Raw genomic sequence first — 14629 nt, 5'->3', positions numbered from 1 at the left:
ACTAGAAGCTATGCTCCTAGTTTGCTTTTTCATATCAATAAAAGGTTATCTTGACCGGACTTTTTAAACATCCATCTCAATAAAGGTTTAAAAGGAGGATCAAGAGCACCGAGCAGGTCTAGGCGCATTTGCCAGGAGGACACGGAGTGTAGCTTTCCTACATAAGTACCGCACTGGCGATGCAACGACGACATGCGAAGGTTATCTTGACCGGACTTTTTAAACATCCTCTATTAGTGTTTGAAATGACGTACGCCAGTGAACACCATAGCAATCCCATACGTATCTGCCACTTTAATAGAATCTTCATCACGGATCGATCCGCCTGGTTGAATGATTGCTGTAATTCCCGCTTTTGCTGCTTCTTCTAATGTATCTGGCATTGGGAAGAAAGCATCAGATGCAAGCGCGCTACCTTGTGCTTTTTCACCAGCTTGTGTAATCGCGATTTTTGCAGAACCTACACGGTTCATCTGTCCCGCACCGACACCAATTGTCATGTCATCTTTCGCTAAAACAATTGCATTTGATTTCACATGTTTTACAACTTTCCAAGCTAGTTTTAAATCTTTCCATTCTTGCTCTGAAGGTTCACGTTTCGTTGGAATTGAAATTGTACTTTCATCTAATGATAACGTATCTTCCTCTTGAACGAGAAGTCCACCTTGTACAGAAGTTAGTTTTTTGCTTGCACTTGTCGCTTTTTCAATATTTATAGTTAATAAACGTAAGTTCTTCTTACTTTGCAACACTTCTAAAGCTTCTTGCGAGAACGAAGGTGCGATAACAATTTCTAAGAAAATTTCATGTAACTTTTCTGCTGTAGCTTTATCAATTTCACGATTTGCTGCAATAATACCGCCGAAGATTGATACTGGATCTGCTTCATAAGCACGAGTATATGCTTCGTGAATATTAGTTCCTACTCCAACACCACATGGATTCATATGTTTTACTGCTACTACTGCTGGTTCTGTAAATTCTTTTACGATGCTAAGCGCTGCGTCTGCATCATTAATATTGTTATACGATAATTCTTTACCGTGTAATTGTTCTGCGTATGCAACAGAAGAAGTTGCTGCGAATGGCGCTTTATAGAAAGTTGCTTTTTGATGTGGGTTCTCGCCATAACGTAAGTCTTGCTTTTTCTCAAATGTCACAGTTAATGTTTCTGGACTTTCTTCACCCATTTGCTCTGTTAAGTAGTTAGAAATTAACGCATCATACGCTGCTGTATGACGGAATACTTTCGCTGCTAGTTTACGTTTCGTTTCCTCTGCTACTTCACCGTTCTCTTTCAGTTCTGCTAACACAATATCATAATCTACTGGATCTACAATTACAGATACGAATTTATGATTTTTCGCAGCAGAGCGAATCATTGTCGGGCCACCGATATCAATATTTTCAATTGCATCAGCAAATGTTACATCAGGCTTAGCGATTGTTTCTTTAAATGGATATAAGTTAACAACAACAAAGTCAATTGGCTCCATACCTAATTCATTCATTTGTGTTACATGTGTTTCATTATCACGAACTGCTAATAGACCACCATGAATATTTGGATGTAACGTTTTCACACGGCCATCCATAATTTCAGGGAAACCAGTTACTTCAGAAATACCAATTACTTGTAAACCGTTTTCTTCTAATAACTTTTTCGTACCACCTGTTGAAATAACTTCAATCCCTTGTTCTAGTAACCCTTTAACAAATTCTACTACTCCTGTTTTATCTGAAACACTTACTAATGCACGCTTTTTCATTTATCCTTCACCCCTGGTTGTATGTTAGTTAACAGTTGATTCTTTCACAGACTGAACAATTTGATTCACTGTATTTACGTATAATTTATGTTCAACTTGTTGAATTTTCTTTTGTAAACTTTCTCTCGTATCCCCTTCAGAAACAACCACTGCTTCTTGCGCAATAATTGGCCCTGTATCCATACCTGCATCTACATAATGAATTGTTACTCCAGTTACTTTCACACCTGCTTCTAACGCTTGACCGACAGCATCTTTACCCGGAAAGCTCGGTAGTAATGATGGATGAATATTAATAATCTTCCCGCCGTATGCTTCTAGTAACGTCGGCCCGATTAACCGCATATATCCAGCTAAAATAACATAATCAATTTCATATTCTTCTAGCTTCTTTAATATCTCTTTTTCAAATGCTTCTTTTGACTCATATGCTTTCGCTGAAAAAGCAAAACACGGAATATGATGATAATTTGCCCGTCCAACAGCGCGTGCTTCTGGTTTATCACATACTAATAAACTAATTTCTGCATCCAATCTTTTTTCTTCTACCGCATTAACGAGAGATTGAAAGTTAGATCCGCTTCCAGAAGCAAAAACTGCTAATCTACTCATAGTGCTGTGCCCCCATTAAAAGTAACGCCAGCTCCTTGTATAGTACGTCCAATAATACGAGCCATTTCTCCTTGCTCTTCAAGAAGACGAACAACATCTTTTGCATCTTCTTCCTTCACTGCTACTACCATACCAATACCCATGTTAAAAATATTGAACATTTCTTTTTCTTCCAGTTTTCCAACTTCTTGAAGCAAACTAAAGATCGGCTGAATTTCCCAAGATCCTAGTTCAATCTCGGCACCGATTCCTTCTGGCAACATGCGTGGAATATTTTCAATAAATCCACCACCTGTAATATGCGCCATACCGTATACTTCATGTTTCTTCAATAGTTCTAAAATAGGTTTGACATAAATTTTCGTTGGTTTTAATAATTCTTCACCAAGAGGTAGTTCTAAGCGGCCATAAATACGCTCTAAAGATAGTTCCCCATCTTCTAGTAACACTTTTCGTACTAAAGAGTAACCATTGCTATGAATACCGCTAGATGCTAAGCCAATTAGCACGTGACCAGCTTCAATCTTTTCACCTGTTACAATTTTCTTTTTATCAACAATCCCAACTGTAAAACCAGCTAAATCATATTCTTCCGTAGAATACATTCCTGGCATTTCAGCTGTTTCTCCACCGATTAATGCACAACCAGCTTGGCGACAGCCCTCTGATATACCTTTGACGATGTTTTCAATTTTACTAGGTTCAGCTTTACCGCAAGCAATATAATCAAGGAAGAAAAGCGGCTCTGCTCCTTGGACAACAATATCATTTACACACATTGCTACTGCATCAATACCAATTGTGTCATGTTTATCTGCCATAAAAGCGAGCATCAATTTCGTTCCCACGCCATCTGTTCCAGATACTAATACAGGTTCTTCTAATGCAAATTTTGATAGATCAAACATACCTCCAAAACCGCCTAAACCGCCTAGTACTTCTTTTCTCATAGTTGTTTGTACGTGTTTTTTCATGCGAGATACCGCTTCATATCCAGCTTCAATATCTACTCCTGCTTGCTTATATGCATTCGCCATCGTTATTTACACCTCGTCTTTTAATTTCTCCCCATCCAGGGCGGGCTATTTTAAGAAAAGAGCTAGCTTCTACATCAAAAGAAGTAGAAGCTTTTCTCACTTTTCTTATTTCATACTTTCTAAAAGCTCTTGCTCATAATCATAAAGAGCTGTTGGATAGTCCCCATTAAAGTAAGCCATGCATAGGCCGCCATATTTTCCTTCATATGGACGTCCAATTGCATCTACTAATCCATCTTCACTTAAAAATGTTAAAGAATCTGCTCCGATCATTTCACGGATTTCTTCTACTGTATGATTTGCTGCAATTAATTCTTTTCTCGTTTGAATATCAATGCCATAGAAACATGGATATTTCAGAGGTGGTGAAGCAATTCTTACGTGAACTTCTGTCGCTCCAGCCTCCCGAAGCATACGAACAATTCGTTTACTTGTCGTTCCTCTTACGATAGAGTCATCAATCATAACAACTCGTTTCCCTTCAACTACACCTCTTACTGCGGAAAGCTTCATCTTAACCCCTTGCTCGCGCAGTTCTTGAGAAGGTTGGATAAACGTACGTCCAACGTAACGATTTTTAATTAATCCTAACTCATATGGAATACCTGTCGCCTCCGCATAGCCAATCGCAGCTGAAATACTAGAGTCTGGTACACCAGTAACAACATCTGCTTCAATAGGAGCTTCTGCCGCTAAACGTTTCCCCATATTCTTACGTGCTGCATGAACGTTAACGCCTGCAATATTAGAATCTGGTCGTGCAAAGTAAATGTATTCCATACTACAAATTGCATGTTCTACATCGTTTGTGAAACGATCTACGTGAATTCCTTCATCATTAATGATAAGTAATTCACCCGGTTCTACATCACGAATGTATGTTGCACCTACTACATCAAAAGCACATGTTTCAGATGCTACAACGTAAGCATCCCCCATCTTTCCAATTGAAAGCGGACGGAACCCATTCGGATCTAATGCAACGATCATTTCATTTCCAGTTAGTAAAAGATACGCAAACGCACCTTTCACTTTATTTAAAGCCTCTTTTACACTTTCAATTAAAGAATCTTTCGTACTACGTTTAATAAGATGTAAAAGTACTTCTGTATCTGAACTAGTTTGAAAAATACTGCCCTCTGCTTCTAATTCACGACGAAGCATTTTTGCGTTAATTAAATTTCCGTTATGAGCTAACGCCATACTATGATCGGAAAAACGGAACAACAATGGTTGAACGTTAGCAACTTCACTTCCACCAGCTGTTGCATATCGTACATGTCCGATTGCTGATTTTCCATTTAATCCTTCTAGCTCACCTCTTGAAAACACTTCTGATATTAAACCTAACCCCTTGTGACCGACGATTTTTTCCCCATTATTTACGACAATGCCTGCGCCTTCTTGCCCACGGTGCTGTAAACTGTGCAATCCGTAGTATGAAACTTGTGCTGCATTTTCATGCCCCCAAATTCCGAAAACGCCACATTCTTCGTTTAACCCCTTTATTTCAGCAAGCATGGGATTGCCCCTTTCCAAGCCTTTCTCATTTCATCTACATTTGCTGTAAGTAATACTTCATTTTCTTCATTATGAATTGTTACTTCATTTGTACTTGTTACTTCTCCAACTTGGATTGCTTCTACCACTTTCTCAAACGCCTCTTTATTTTCACGTTTTACAGTTATCACGAAGCGAGACTGTGATTCAGCGAATAATGCAGCTGTTGCTTCTCCATCTAATTTCACAGTAGCACCTAAGCCTTTAGCACCAATTGCACTTTCTGAAATCGCAACTGCTAAACCACCTTCAGCAACATCATGTGCAGATTGAACAAGACCAGCTTGAATTGCTTCTAATACTTGTTTTTGGCGTTTTAATTCTACATCTAAATCGATACTTGGTGATTGACCGAAAATTTTGCCGTGAATCATTTTCTGTAATTCACTTCCGCCAAACTCAGCTTTCGTCTCACCAATTACATACACTAAATCACCAGCTTGCTTAAACTCTTGTGTTGTTACATGTTTTAAGTCATGCACAAGTCCGACCATCCCAACAGTTGGTGTTGGATATACAGCTTCACCACTACGCTCGTTATACATCGATACGTTTCCGCCGATAACTGGTGTTTGTAATGTGCGACAAGCTTCACTCATACCGTCTACTGATTTCTCAATTTGCCAGAAGATTTCTGGTTTTTCTGGGTTACCGAAGTTTAAGCAATCTGTAATTGCAAGTGGCTCTCCGCCAGAACATACGATATTACGCGCTGCCTCTGCTACTGCAATTTTACCGCCCATCTCTGGGTCTAGATAAATGTAGCGAGAGTTACAATCTGTCGTCATTGCTAATCCTTTTTCTGTACCGCGTACACGTACAACTGCAGCATCTGAACCTGGCGTAACAACTGTGCTTGTGCGAACTTGGTAATCGTATTGATCGTATACCCACTCTTTACTTGCAATTGTTGGTTGCTGTAATAAAGCGAATAACGTTTCTTTATAATTTTCTACTTTTGGCGTTTCCATTTTCATTGCTTGGAATTCAGCAAAGTATGCTGCTTCTTTTGAGGGCTTATGATAAATTGGTGCTTCTTCTGCTAAAGCATCTGCTGGAACTTCAGCTACCTTTTCACCTTTATGGAATAAACGAAGCATTTTATCTTCTGTTACTTTCCCCATCGTAACCGCTGCAAGACCATACTTCTCAAATAAATCTACTATTTCTTGTTCTCTACCTTTTTTCACGACAATTAACATACGCTCTTGTGATTCAGATAGCATCATTTCATATGGTGTCATTCCTGTTTCACGCTGTGGTACATCATCTAAGTACATTTCAATACCCATTCCTGCTTTACTTGCCATTTCTGCAGATGATGATGTTAAACCAGCCGCACCCATATCTTGAATTCCAACAAGTGCATCAGATTGAATTAATTCTAAACACGCTTCAATAAGAAGTTTTTCCATAAATGGATCCCCTACTTGAACCGCTGGACGTTTCGCTTCTGAGCTTTCAGATAGTTCTTCCGACGCGAATGTTGCACCGTGAATACCGTCACGACCAGTTGATGCTCCTACGTACATTACTGTGTTACCAGCACCATGTGCTTGTCCTTTTTTAATGTCTTCGTGGTTAATCAAACCTACGCACATTGCATTTACAAGTGGATTTCCTTCGTAACATGAATCAAATTGTACTTCGCCGCCAACAGTCGGAATACCGATGCAGTTACCGTATCCTGCAATTCCTGCTACTACTTCTTCGAATAAATATTTCACACGTGGTGACTGTAATTCACCGAAACGAAGTGAGTTTAATAGAGCTACCGGACGTGCTCCCATAGAGAATACGTCACGAATAATACCACCAACACCTGTTGCAGCTCCTTGATATGGTTCAATAGCTGAAGGATGGTTATGACTTTCCATTTTAAATACAACTGCTTGATTATCACCGATATCTACAATTCCAGCACCTTCCCCAGGCCCTTGTAGAACACGCTCACCTGTTGTTGGGAATTTTCGAAGCACTGGTTTTGAATTTTTATAACTACAATGTTCAGACCACATTACAGAGAATAACCCTGTTTCTGTATAATTTGGCAGACGACCTAAAATCTTTTCAACCATGGCAAACTCTTCGTCTGTTAGCCCCATTTCCGCATATATACGCTCTTCTTTAATTTGTGTTGGATTTGGTTCAAGCATTAACGACATATGTTTCCCTCCACTGTTTTAAGATAGATTGAAAGACTTTTAACCCTTCAGCACCGCCAAGTAATTCATCTACAGCACGCTCTGGGTGTGGCATCATACCAAGTACATTTCCTTTTTCATTTACAATACCAGCAATATCTGAAACGCTACCGTTAGGGTTTTCTACGTAACGGAATGCGATTTGATTGTTCTCTTCTAATTGTTTAAGAGTCGCTTCATCACAATAGTAATTCCCCTCACCATGCGCGATTGGAATATTAATTATTTCATCTTTTCCATATTGTGATGTAAACATCGTTTCATTATTTTCAACACGTAACTGAACAGTGCGACACATAAATTTTAAGTTTTCGTTTCTCATTAACGCTCCTGGTAGTAATCCTGATTCAACAAGAATCTGGAATCCATTACATACACCTAAAATCGGCTTTCCTTGCTCAGCAGCTTTTTGCACTGCTTTCATTGCATTAGCAAAGCGAGAGATAGCACCGCAGCGTAAGTAGTCACCATAAGAAAATCCACCTGGTAGTAGAATTGCATCATATTCATCTAAATTCTCTGTATCGTGCCAAACGTAATCTACTTCTTCGCCAAGCTCATCTTTAATTGCATGGAACATATCGACATCACAGTTCGAACCCGGAAATACTATTACGGCAAATTTCACTGTGCGACAACCTCCTCAACTTCATAACGGAAGTCTTCCATTACAACGTTCGCTAATAGTTTTTCACACATTTCTTTTACCTTGCTATCTAAATCAGATACAGATTTATCAATTGTTAGTTCCATGTACTTTCCGATTCGAACGTCTTGTACTTCTGTGAATGAAAGACTATGAAGTGCTCCTTTTACTGCTGTTCCTTGTGGATCTAATACGCTTTCTCTTAATGTTACATATACCTTAACTTTATACATGTGAAATTCCCCCTAAACGTTTTAAAATCTCTTCATAAGCATCTGTTAAATTTCCAAGATCACGACGGAATACGTCTTTATCAAACTTTTCATTGCTCGTTTCATCCCATAAACGGCAAGTATCTGGTGAAATTTCATCCGCTAAAATGATTTCTCCTTCTTCCGTTACACCAAACTCTAATTTGAAATCTACTAATCTTACACGACAGCTTGCGAAATGATCAATCAACACTTGATTGATTTGTAGAGCCATATCTCGTAATACACTTACTTGCTCTGGCGATGCAACGTTTAATACACGAATATGATCTTCCGTTACAAGCGGATCTCCTAAATCATCATCTTTGAAGTAAAATTCTACGATTGGTTCTGCAAGTACAGTTCCCTCTTCCATTCCTAATCGTTTTGAAAGACTTCCTGCAATTACATTTCTTGTGACAACTTCTAAAGGAATAATACTCACTTTTTTAACAAGTTGTTCTGTCTCAGATAACTTCTCAACAAAATGTGTTTTAATTCCCACTTCTTGTAACTTTCTGAACAATAAAGTTGTAATTTCATTGTTCAAACGACCTTTTCCTGTAATCGTCTCTTTTTTCTCCCCATTGAAAGCAGTCGCACTATCTTTGTACTCTACCCAAACCATATCTGCTGATTCTGTACGATAAATTCTTTTTGCCTTACCTTCATACAGCAATTCTAGCTTTTGCATTTCGCAAGCCCCCTGTAGTTTGAAAAATGTGAATAATATTTTTATAAAGAATGGCACAGAATGACTCTATTCTGTGCCATATGAAATTTTACGCTTCGTTTAATCCAAGGCGTTCAAAGATTGTATCAACGTGTTGCATATGATGCTCATAGTTGAAGCATTCATTAATTTCTTCTTGTGTTAACTTGCTTGTAATACGCTCATCAGCTTCTACAAGCTCTTTAAATTGTACTTGTGTTTCCCAAGCTTCCATCGCTTTAGGCTGTACGATATCATAAGCTTCTTCACGTACCATACCTTTGTCGATTAGTGTAAGCATTACGCGCTGAGAATAAATTAAGCCGTATGTTCTTGTCATATTACGTTTCATATTCTCTGGGTATACAGTTAAGTTTTTAACAATATTACCAAAGCGATTTAACATGTAATTTAATGCGATTGTAGCATCTGGTAAAATTACGCGTTCTGCCGAAGAGTGAGAAATGTCACGCTCATGCCATAATGGAACATTTTCGTAAGCTGTCATCATATAACCGCGGATAACACGAGCTAAACCAGTCATATTTTCAGAACCAATTGGATTACGTTTATGTGGCATTGCAGAAGAACCCTTTTGACCTTTTGCGAAAGCTTCTTCAACTTCACGTGTTTCACTCTTTTGTAAACCACGAATCTCAACTGCCATCTTTTCGATAGATGTTGCAATTAGTGCAAGTGTTGACATGTAGTGTGCGTGACGATCACGTTGCAATGTTTGTGTTGAAATTGGTGCTGCTTCTAATCCTAAATTTTCACAAACATATTTTTCTACGAATGGATCGATATTTGCATATGTACCAACCGCACCAGATAGTTTACCAACACGAACTGTATCAGCAGCTTGTTTGAAACGCTCTACGTTACGTTTCATCTCTTCATACCAAAGACCAAGTTTTAAACCAAATGTCGTTGGTTCTGCATGAACACCGTGTGTTCTTCCCATCATGATTGTGTATTTATGCTCTTTCGCTTTGTTAGCTAAAATGCTTACAAAGTTCTCTAAGTCTTTTAATATAATTTCATTCGCTTGTTTTAAGATGTAAGATAATGCTGTATCTACTACATCTGTAGATGTTAAACCGTAATGAACCCATTTACGTTCTTCGCCTAATGCTGGCGTTTCTGATACAGCACGAGTGAATGCAACTACGTCATGACGTGTTTCTTTTTCAATTTCATAAATACGATCAATATCAAATGATGCATGTTCACGAATTTTTTTAACATCTTCTTTTGGAATATCGCCAAGCTCAGCCCATGCTTCACAAGCTAAAATCTCAACTTCTAACCACGCTTTAAATTTGTTCTCTTCCGTCCAAATCGCACCCATTTCAGGGCGTGTATAACGACTAATCATCTTTTTCCCTCCAACAGTTGTTCTTGATGGTCCCAAATATGCAAACTCTTCGCTTTTTCTAGAGCGACTTCAATATTATCATTTAAAATATTAACATGCCCCATTTTTCGCTGTGCTTTTGCTTCTTCTTTTCCATACAAGTGTAAATAGCACCCGGTTAATCTATTCACTTGTCTTAGGACCCCTTCTATATGTTCGCCTAAAATGTTTACCATGACAACTGGTTTTAACAAATTTGTTTCTCCTAGAGGTAAATTACAGATTGCTCGAATATGTTGACCAAATTGACTCGTTTCACATGCATCCTGTGTATAGTGTCCTGAATTGTGAGGTCTTGGCGCTAATTCATTAATATAAATCTCACCATTATCTGTAGCAAACATCTCTACAGCTAGTGTTCCCACAAGTTCTAATTCATCCGCAAGTACCTTTGCATACGCAATTGCTTTTTGAGAAAGCTCTTCTGTAATGCGAGCTGGAACGATAGATTCATGTAAAATGTTATTTACATGAATATTTTCTGCTACTGGAAACACTTTTGTTTCACCACTTACACTACGAATCACAATAACTGATACTTCTTTTTCAAAAGGCACCCATTTCTCTAAAATACATTCTGCTTTATCCACAAGATTTCTTGCCGCCTCAACATCAGCTTCACTTCTTAAAACAACTTGCCCTTTCCCATCATATCCACCTGTCGTCGTTTTTAAGACGGAAGGGAATGATAACCCAGCAATTGCTTCTGTAAGCTGATCTTGATTTTGAACTAATCTATACGTTGCTACTGGTAACCCAGCCTTCTCAATCGCATTCTTTTCTGTAAAACGATTTTGCGTTGTATTTAACAACTGACTACCTTGTGGTAAGTACGCATGTTTTTCAAGCCATTGTAAACATCTATAATCAATATTCTCAAATTCATATGTGACAACATCACTTATCTCTGCTAAATGCTGAATTGCTTTTAAATCATCATATGGTGCAACAATTTCAATATCAGCAACTTGTGCACATGGCGAATGCTTTGTAGGATCTAAAACAGCAATTTTATATCCCATCTCCTTAGCTGCCAATGCCATCATTCTTCCTAGCTGGCCGCCTCCAATAATACCGATTGTTTTTCCAGGTAAAATGATTCTCGTCATACTAGCTCACTACCTTCACGCACATCTTTTTCAATCGCTTCTCGTCTCAATTCTAATCCATCATGTATATCATCATGGAATGATCCAAGTATTTGTGCGGCAAGTAATCCAGCATTCGTTGAACCGGCTTTACCAATTGCAACAGTTGCAACTGGAACACCTCCTGGCATTTGGGCGATGGATAATAATGAATCTAAGCCGTTTAATGCTTTTGATTGAACTGGAACTCCAATTACAGGAAGATTTGTCTTCGCTGCAACCATTCCTGGTAAATGTGCTGCTCCACCAGCTCCAGCAATAATAACTTTCAATCCACGTTCACGAGCCGTCTCTGCATACTCAAACATATAATCCGGAGTCCGATGAGCGGATACAACTTTTTTCTCATACGGTATATTTAATTCATCTAAAATGTCACAAGCATATTTCATTGTTTCCCAGTCTGACGTACTTCCCATTATGACTCCAACTAGTGATTTCATATTAGAATCCCCCCGATTCAAATAAAAAAAGCCTGAAATAGAACAGTTTCTCTTTTACTATGAGAGAAAGCGCTCTACTCAGGCATACGTATCCCTTGTGAATAGAAAAATACCGAGTGACTTTCCCTCATAGTCTAACGAATAACGGTCGTTAGGTAGAGACTTGCAGGCCATATCCCCGCGATTATATGAGGTCTTATATTATTGTTTCTATGGCTATATTAACAATATTTCATAAACAATGTCAATAAATAATCGAATGTTTTTTTATTAGCAGTCAATAACGTTCGTGTTTTAGTTATATTCAAAAGAAGAATTGCAACTATATACAAGAAGAAAAGGGAATTAGAATATATATTTCTAGAGATCTATTTTATGTATTTATCGTTTAAATAGCACTTCAGTATGTTTTTAATCAAAATATATACACTCTTGTATTATTATAACGATTTAATTTCTAAGGAGGATAACTGTTAAAGAAAGAACTTTGCTATTATCCTATTTATTTTTCTCTATTGCAGTAATTTCTGTAATTATTAAATATTTATTTATAGCATCTCATTATTTAAAATATATACTTATGATAGAAATAATGTGTCCTATTTTAAGTATTACTTTAGCGACATTAGGAAAATCAGGAACACAAAAAATCATTACTATTATTTTAAAGAGTCTCTACTTCATTCTTTTTTCGTCTGTAGCTTTATTAAATTTACGGATTATAGCATTCGGTAAATAAAAATAAACACAAAAAAACCTAAGTCAAAATAACTTAGGTTCTTGCTTGGCGACGTCCTACTCTCACAGGGACAAGGTCCCAACTACCATCGGCGCTAGAGAGCTTAACTTCCGTGTTCGGTATGGGAACGGGTGTGACCTCTCTGCCATCATCACCAAACTATGAAGGCATATTCCTTCAAAACTAGATAACATTGCTACATATTATATGGTTAAGTCCTCGATCTATTAGTATTCGTCAGCTCCACATGTCACCATGCTTCCACCTCGAACCTATCAACCTGATCATCTTTCAGGGATCTTACTAGCTTACGCTATGGGAAATCTCATCTTGAGGGGGGCTTCATGCTTAGATGCTTTCAGCACTTATCCCTTCCGCACATAGCTACCCAGCTATGCCCTTGGCAGAACAACTGGTACACCAGCGGTGCGTCCATCCCGGTCCTCTCGTACTAAGGACAGCTCCTCTCAAATTTCCTACGCCCACGACGGATAGGGACCGAACTGTCTCACGACGTTCTGAACCCAGCTCGCGTACCGCTTTAATGGGCGAACAGCCCAACCCTTGGGACCGACTACAGCCCCAGGATGCGATGAGCCGACATCGAGGTGCCAAACCTCCCCGTCGATGTGGACTCTTGGGGGAGATAAGCCTGTTATCCCCGGGGTAGCTTTTATCCGTTGAGCGATGGCCCTTCCATGCGGAACCACCGGATCACTAAGCCCGACTTTCGTCCCTGCTCGACTTGTAGGTCTCGCAGTCAAGCTCCCTTATGCCTTTGCACTCTACGAATGATTTCCAACCATTCTGAGGGAACCTTTGGGCGCCTCCGTTACACTTTAGGAGGCGACCGCCCCAGTCAAACTGCCCACCTGACACTGTCTCCCGGGTCGATAAGACCCGTAGGTTAGAATTTCAATACAGTCAGGGCGGTATCCCACCAGCGCCTCCACCGAAGCTAGCGCTCCGGTTTCAATGGCTCCCGCCTATCCTGTACAAACTGTACCAAAATTCAATATCAGGCTACAGTAAAGCTCCACGGGGTCTTTCCGTCCTGTCGCGGGTAACCTGCATCTTCACAGGTACTATAATTTCACCGAGTCTCTGGTTGAGACAGTGCCCAAATCGTTACACCTTTCGTGCGGGTCGGAACTTACCCGACAAGGAATTTCGCTACCTTAGGACCGTTATAGTTACGGCCGCCGTTTACTGGGGCTTCAGTTCAGAGCTTCGCTTACGCTAACCCCTCTCCTTAACCTTCCAGCACCGGGCAGGTGTCACCCCCTATACTTCGCCTTACGGCTTCGCAGAGAGCTGTGTTTTTGCTAAACAGTCGCTTGGGCCTATTCACTGCGGCTTTCCGTTAAGAAAGCACCCCTTCTCCCGAAGTTACGGGGTCATTTTGCCGAGTTCCTTAACCAGAGTTCTCTCGCACACCTTAGGATTCTCTCCTCGCCTACCTGTGTCGGTTTGCGGTACAGGCACCTTTTATCTCGCTAGAAGCTTTTCTTGGCAGCGGGGAATCAAAGACTTCGCTCCATAAGGAGCTTCCCCATCACAGCTCAGCCTTTACGATAAGCGGATTTGCCTACTTATCAGCCTAACTGCTTAGACGTGCACAACCAATCGCACGCTTCTTCTATCCTTCTGCGTCCCTCCATTGCTCAAACGATAAAGAGGTGGTACAGGAATATCAACCTGTTGTCCATCGCCTACGCCTGTCGGCCTCGGCTTAGGTCCTGACTAACCCTGAGCGGACGAGCCTTCCTCAGGAAACCTTAGGCATTCGGTGGACGGGATTCTCACCCGTCTTTCGCTACTCATACCGGCATTCTCACTTCTAAGCACTCCACCAGTCCTTCCGGTCTGACTTCACTGTCCTTAGAACGCTCCCCTACCACTGATACCATTGGTATCAATCCGCAGCTTCGGTGGTGTATTTAGCCCCGGTACATTTTCGGCGCAGAGTCACTCGACTAGTGAGCTATTACGCACTCTTTAAATGGTGGCTGCTTCTAAGCCAACATCCTAGTTGTCTAAGCAACTCCACATCCTTTTCCACTTAATACACACTTTGGGACCTTAGCTGGC

Annotated in this window: 12 protein-coding genes, 2 rRNA genes and 1 riboswitch (1 of these 15 only partly in view); of the genes, 1 reads left to right on the top strand and 13 read right to left on the bottom strand. The window is 39.8% G+C overall.

Features of this window, described 5'->3' with window-relative positions; genetic code table 11:
• Positions 1-233 precede the first annotated feature (233 nt).
• The 11 genes from purH to purE all read right to left on the bottom strand — a co-directional run bounded on the left by purH (position 234) and on the right by purE (position 11799).
• The gene (gene purH, locus GD442_RS01730) at positions 234-1769 is read right to left on the bottom strand and encodes a bifunctional phosphoribosylaminoimidazolecarboxamide formyltransferase/IMP cyclohydrolase (protein ID WP_006926241.1); all 1536 of its coding nucleotides are present in this window, start codon (positions 1767-1769) and stop codon (positions 234-236) included.
• Positions 1770-1793: 24 nt separating this feature from the next.
• Positions 1794-2381: a phosphoribosylglycinamide formyltransferase gene (gene purN, locus GD442_RS01725; protein WP_000088589.1), complete on the bottom strand. Its 588-nt coding sequence runs from the start codon at positions 2379-2381 to the stop codon at positions 1794-1796.
• Positions 2378-3418: a phosphoribosylformylglycinamidine cyclo-ligase gene (purM, locus tag GD442_RS01720; protein ID WP_001262439.1), complete on the bottom strand. Its 1041-nt coding sequence runs from the start codon at positions 3416-3418 to the stop codon at positions 2378-2380. Before purM ends, purN begins: the two co-directional genes overlap by 4 nt.
• Positions 3419-3523: 105 nt before the next feature.
• On the bottom strand, positions 3524-4939 hold the full coding sequence (gene purF / locus GD442_RS01715) for an amidophosphoribosyltransferase (RefSeq protein ID WP_000879025.1): 1416 nt from the start codon (positions 4937-4939) through the stop codon (positions 3524-3526).
• Positions 4924-7143: a phosphoribosylformylglycinamidine synthase II gene (gene purL / locus GD442_RS01710; RefSeq protein ID WP_159365029.1), complete on the bottom strand. Its 2220-nt coding sequence runs from the start codon at positions 7141-7143 to the stop codon at positions 4924-4926. The genes purF and purL overlap by 16 nt, the downstream gene beginning before the upstream one ends.
• On the bottom strand, positions 7127-7810 hold the full coding sequence (gene purQ, locus GD442_RS01705; RefSeq protein ID WP_000666786.1) for a phosphoribosylformylglycinamidine synthase subunit PurQ: 684 nt from the start codon (positions 7808-7810) through the stop codon (positions 7127-7129). The genes purL and purQ overlap by 17 nt, the downstream gene beginning before the upstream one ends.
• On the bottom strand, positions 7807-8061 hold the full coding sequence (purS, locus tag GD442_RS01700; RefSeq protein WP_000278823.1) for a phosphoribosylformylglycinamidine synthase subunit PurS: 255 nt from the start codon (positions 8059-8061) through the stop codon (positions 7807-7809). Before purS ends, purQ begins: the two co-directional genes overlap by 4 nt.
• Positions 8054-8773 carry a phosphoribosylaminoimidazolesuccinocarboxamide synthase gene (gene purC / locus GD442_RS01695; RefSeq protein WP_001170544.1) on the bottom strand — a complete coding sequence of 240 codons (720 nt, stop codon included), beginning with the start codon at positions 8771-8773 and terminating at the stop codon, positions 8054-8056. The genes purS and purC overlap by 8 nt, the downstream gene beginning before the upstream one ends.
• 88 nt (positions 8774-8861) lie before the next feature.
• On the bottom strand, positions 8862-10169 hold the full coding sequence (purB, locus tag GD442_RS01690; protein ID WP_000625682.1) for an adenylosuccinate lyase: 1308 nt from the start codon (positions 10167-10169) through the stop codon (positions 8862-8864).
• Positions 10166-11317: a 5-(carboxyamino)imidazole ribonucleotide synthase gene (gene purK, locus GD442_RS01685; RefSeq protein ID WP_000196774.1), complete on the bottom strand. Its 1152-nt coding sequence runs from the start codon at positions 11315-11317 to the stop codon at positions 10166-10168. The genes purB and purK overlap by 4 nt, the downstream gene beginning before the upstream one ends.
• Positions 11314-11799 carry a 5-(carboxyamino)imidazole ribonucleotide mutase gene (gene purE / locus GD442_RS01680; protein ID WP_048538232.1) on the bottom strand — a complete coding sequence of 162 codons (486 nt, stop codon included), beginning with the start codon at positions 11797-11799 and terminating at the stop codon, positions 11314-11316. Before purE ends, purK begins: the two co-directional genes overlap by 4 nt.
• A 110-nt stretch (positions 11800-11909) precedes the next feature.
• Positions 11910-12011, bottom strand: a riboswitch (purine riboswitch).
• A gap of 275 nt (positions 12012-12286) precedes the next feature.
• Between purE and GD442_RS27990 the strand changes: the two genes are divergently transcribed.
• Positions 12287-12538 carry a hypothetical protein gene (locus GD442_RS27990; RefSeq protein WP_000927500.1) on the top strand — a complete coding sequence of 84 codons (252 nt, stop codon included), beginning with the start codon at positions 12287-12289 and terminating at the stop codon, positions 12536-12538.
• A gap of 43 nt (positions 12539-12581) precedes the next feature.
• Here the strand turns inward: GD442_RS27990 and rrf are convergent.
• Together rrf and GD442_RS01665 are read right to left on the bottom strand one after the other, a co-directional pair.
• Positions 12582-12697 (bottom strand): 5S ribosomal RNA (gene rrf, locus GD442_RS01670).
• 48 nt (positions 12698-12745) lie between these two features.
• A 23S ribosomal RNA gene (locus GD442_RS01665) occupies positions 12746-14629 on the bottom strand (it continues 1038 nt past the right edge of the window).

It is taken from the genome of Bacillus sp. A260, from assembly GCF_009861435.1.
Lineage (GTDB): Bacteria > Bacillota > Bacilli > Bacillales > Bacillaceae_G > Bacillus_A > Bacillus_A cereus.
The sequence above is the reverse complement of the archived record's forward strand: the minus strand, read 5'-3'. Positions and strand labels throughout refer to the sequence as shown.

What these genes read in the sequence shown, in the direction of transcription:
- purH (WP_006926241.1), bottom strand. Translation starts at nt 1,769, where the DNA reads ATGAAAAAGCGTGCATTAGTAAGTGTTTCAGATAAAACAGGAGTAGTA.
- purN (WP_000088589.1), bottom strand. Translation starts at nt 2,381, where the DNA reads ATGAGTAGATTAGCAGTTTTTGCTTCTGGAAGCGGATCTAACTTTCAA.
- purM (WP_001262439.1), bottom strand. Translation starts at nt 3,418, where the DNA reads ATGGCGAATGCATATAAGCAAGCAGGAGTAGATATTGAAGCTGGATAT.
- purF (WP_000879025.1), bottom strand. Translation starts at nt 4,939, where the DNA reads ATGCTTGCTGAAATAAAGGGGTTAAACGAAGAATGTGGCGTTTTCGGA.
- purL (WP_159365029.1), bottom strand. Translation starts at nt 7,143, where the DNA reads ATGTCGTTAATGCTTGAACCAAATCCAACACAAATTAAAGAAGAGCGT.
- purS (WP_000278823.1), bottom strand. Translation starts at nt 8,061, where the DNA reads ATGTATAAAGTTAAGGTATATGTAACATTAAGAGAAAGCGTATTAGAT.
- purC (WP_001170544.1), bottom strand. Translation starts at nt 8,773, where the DNA reads ATGCAAAAGCTAGAATTGCTGTATGAAGGTAAGGCAAAAAGAATTTAT.
- purB (WP_000625682.1), bottom strand. Translation starts at nt 10,169, where the DNA reads ATGATTAGTCGTTATACACGCCCTGAAATGGGTGCGATTTGGACGGAA.
- purK (WP_000196774.1), bottom strand. Translation starts at nt 11,317, where the DNA reads ATGACGAGAATCATTTTACCTGGAAAAACAATCGGTATTATTGGAGGC.
- purE (WP_048538232.1), bottom strand. Translation starts at nt 11,799, where the DNA reads ATGAAATCACTAGTTGGAGTCATAATGGGAAGTACGTCAGACTGGGAA.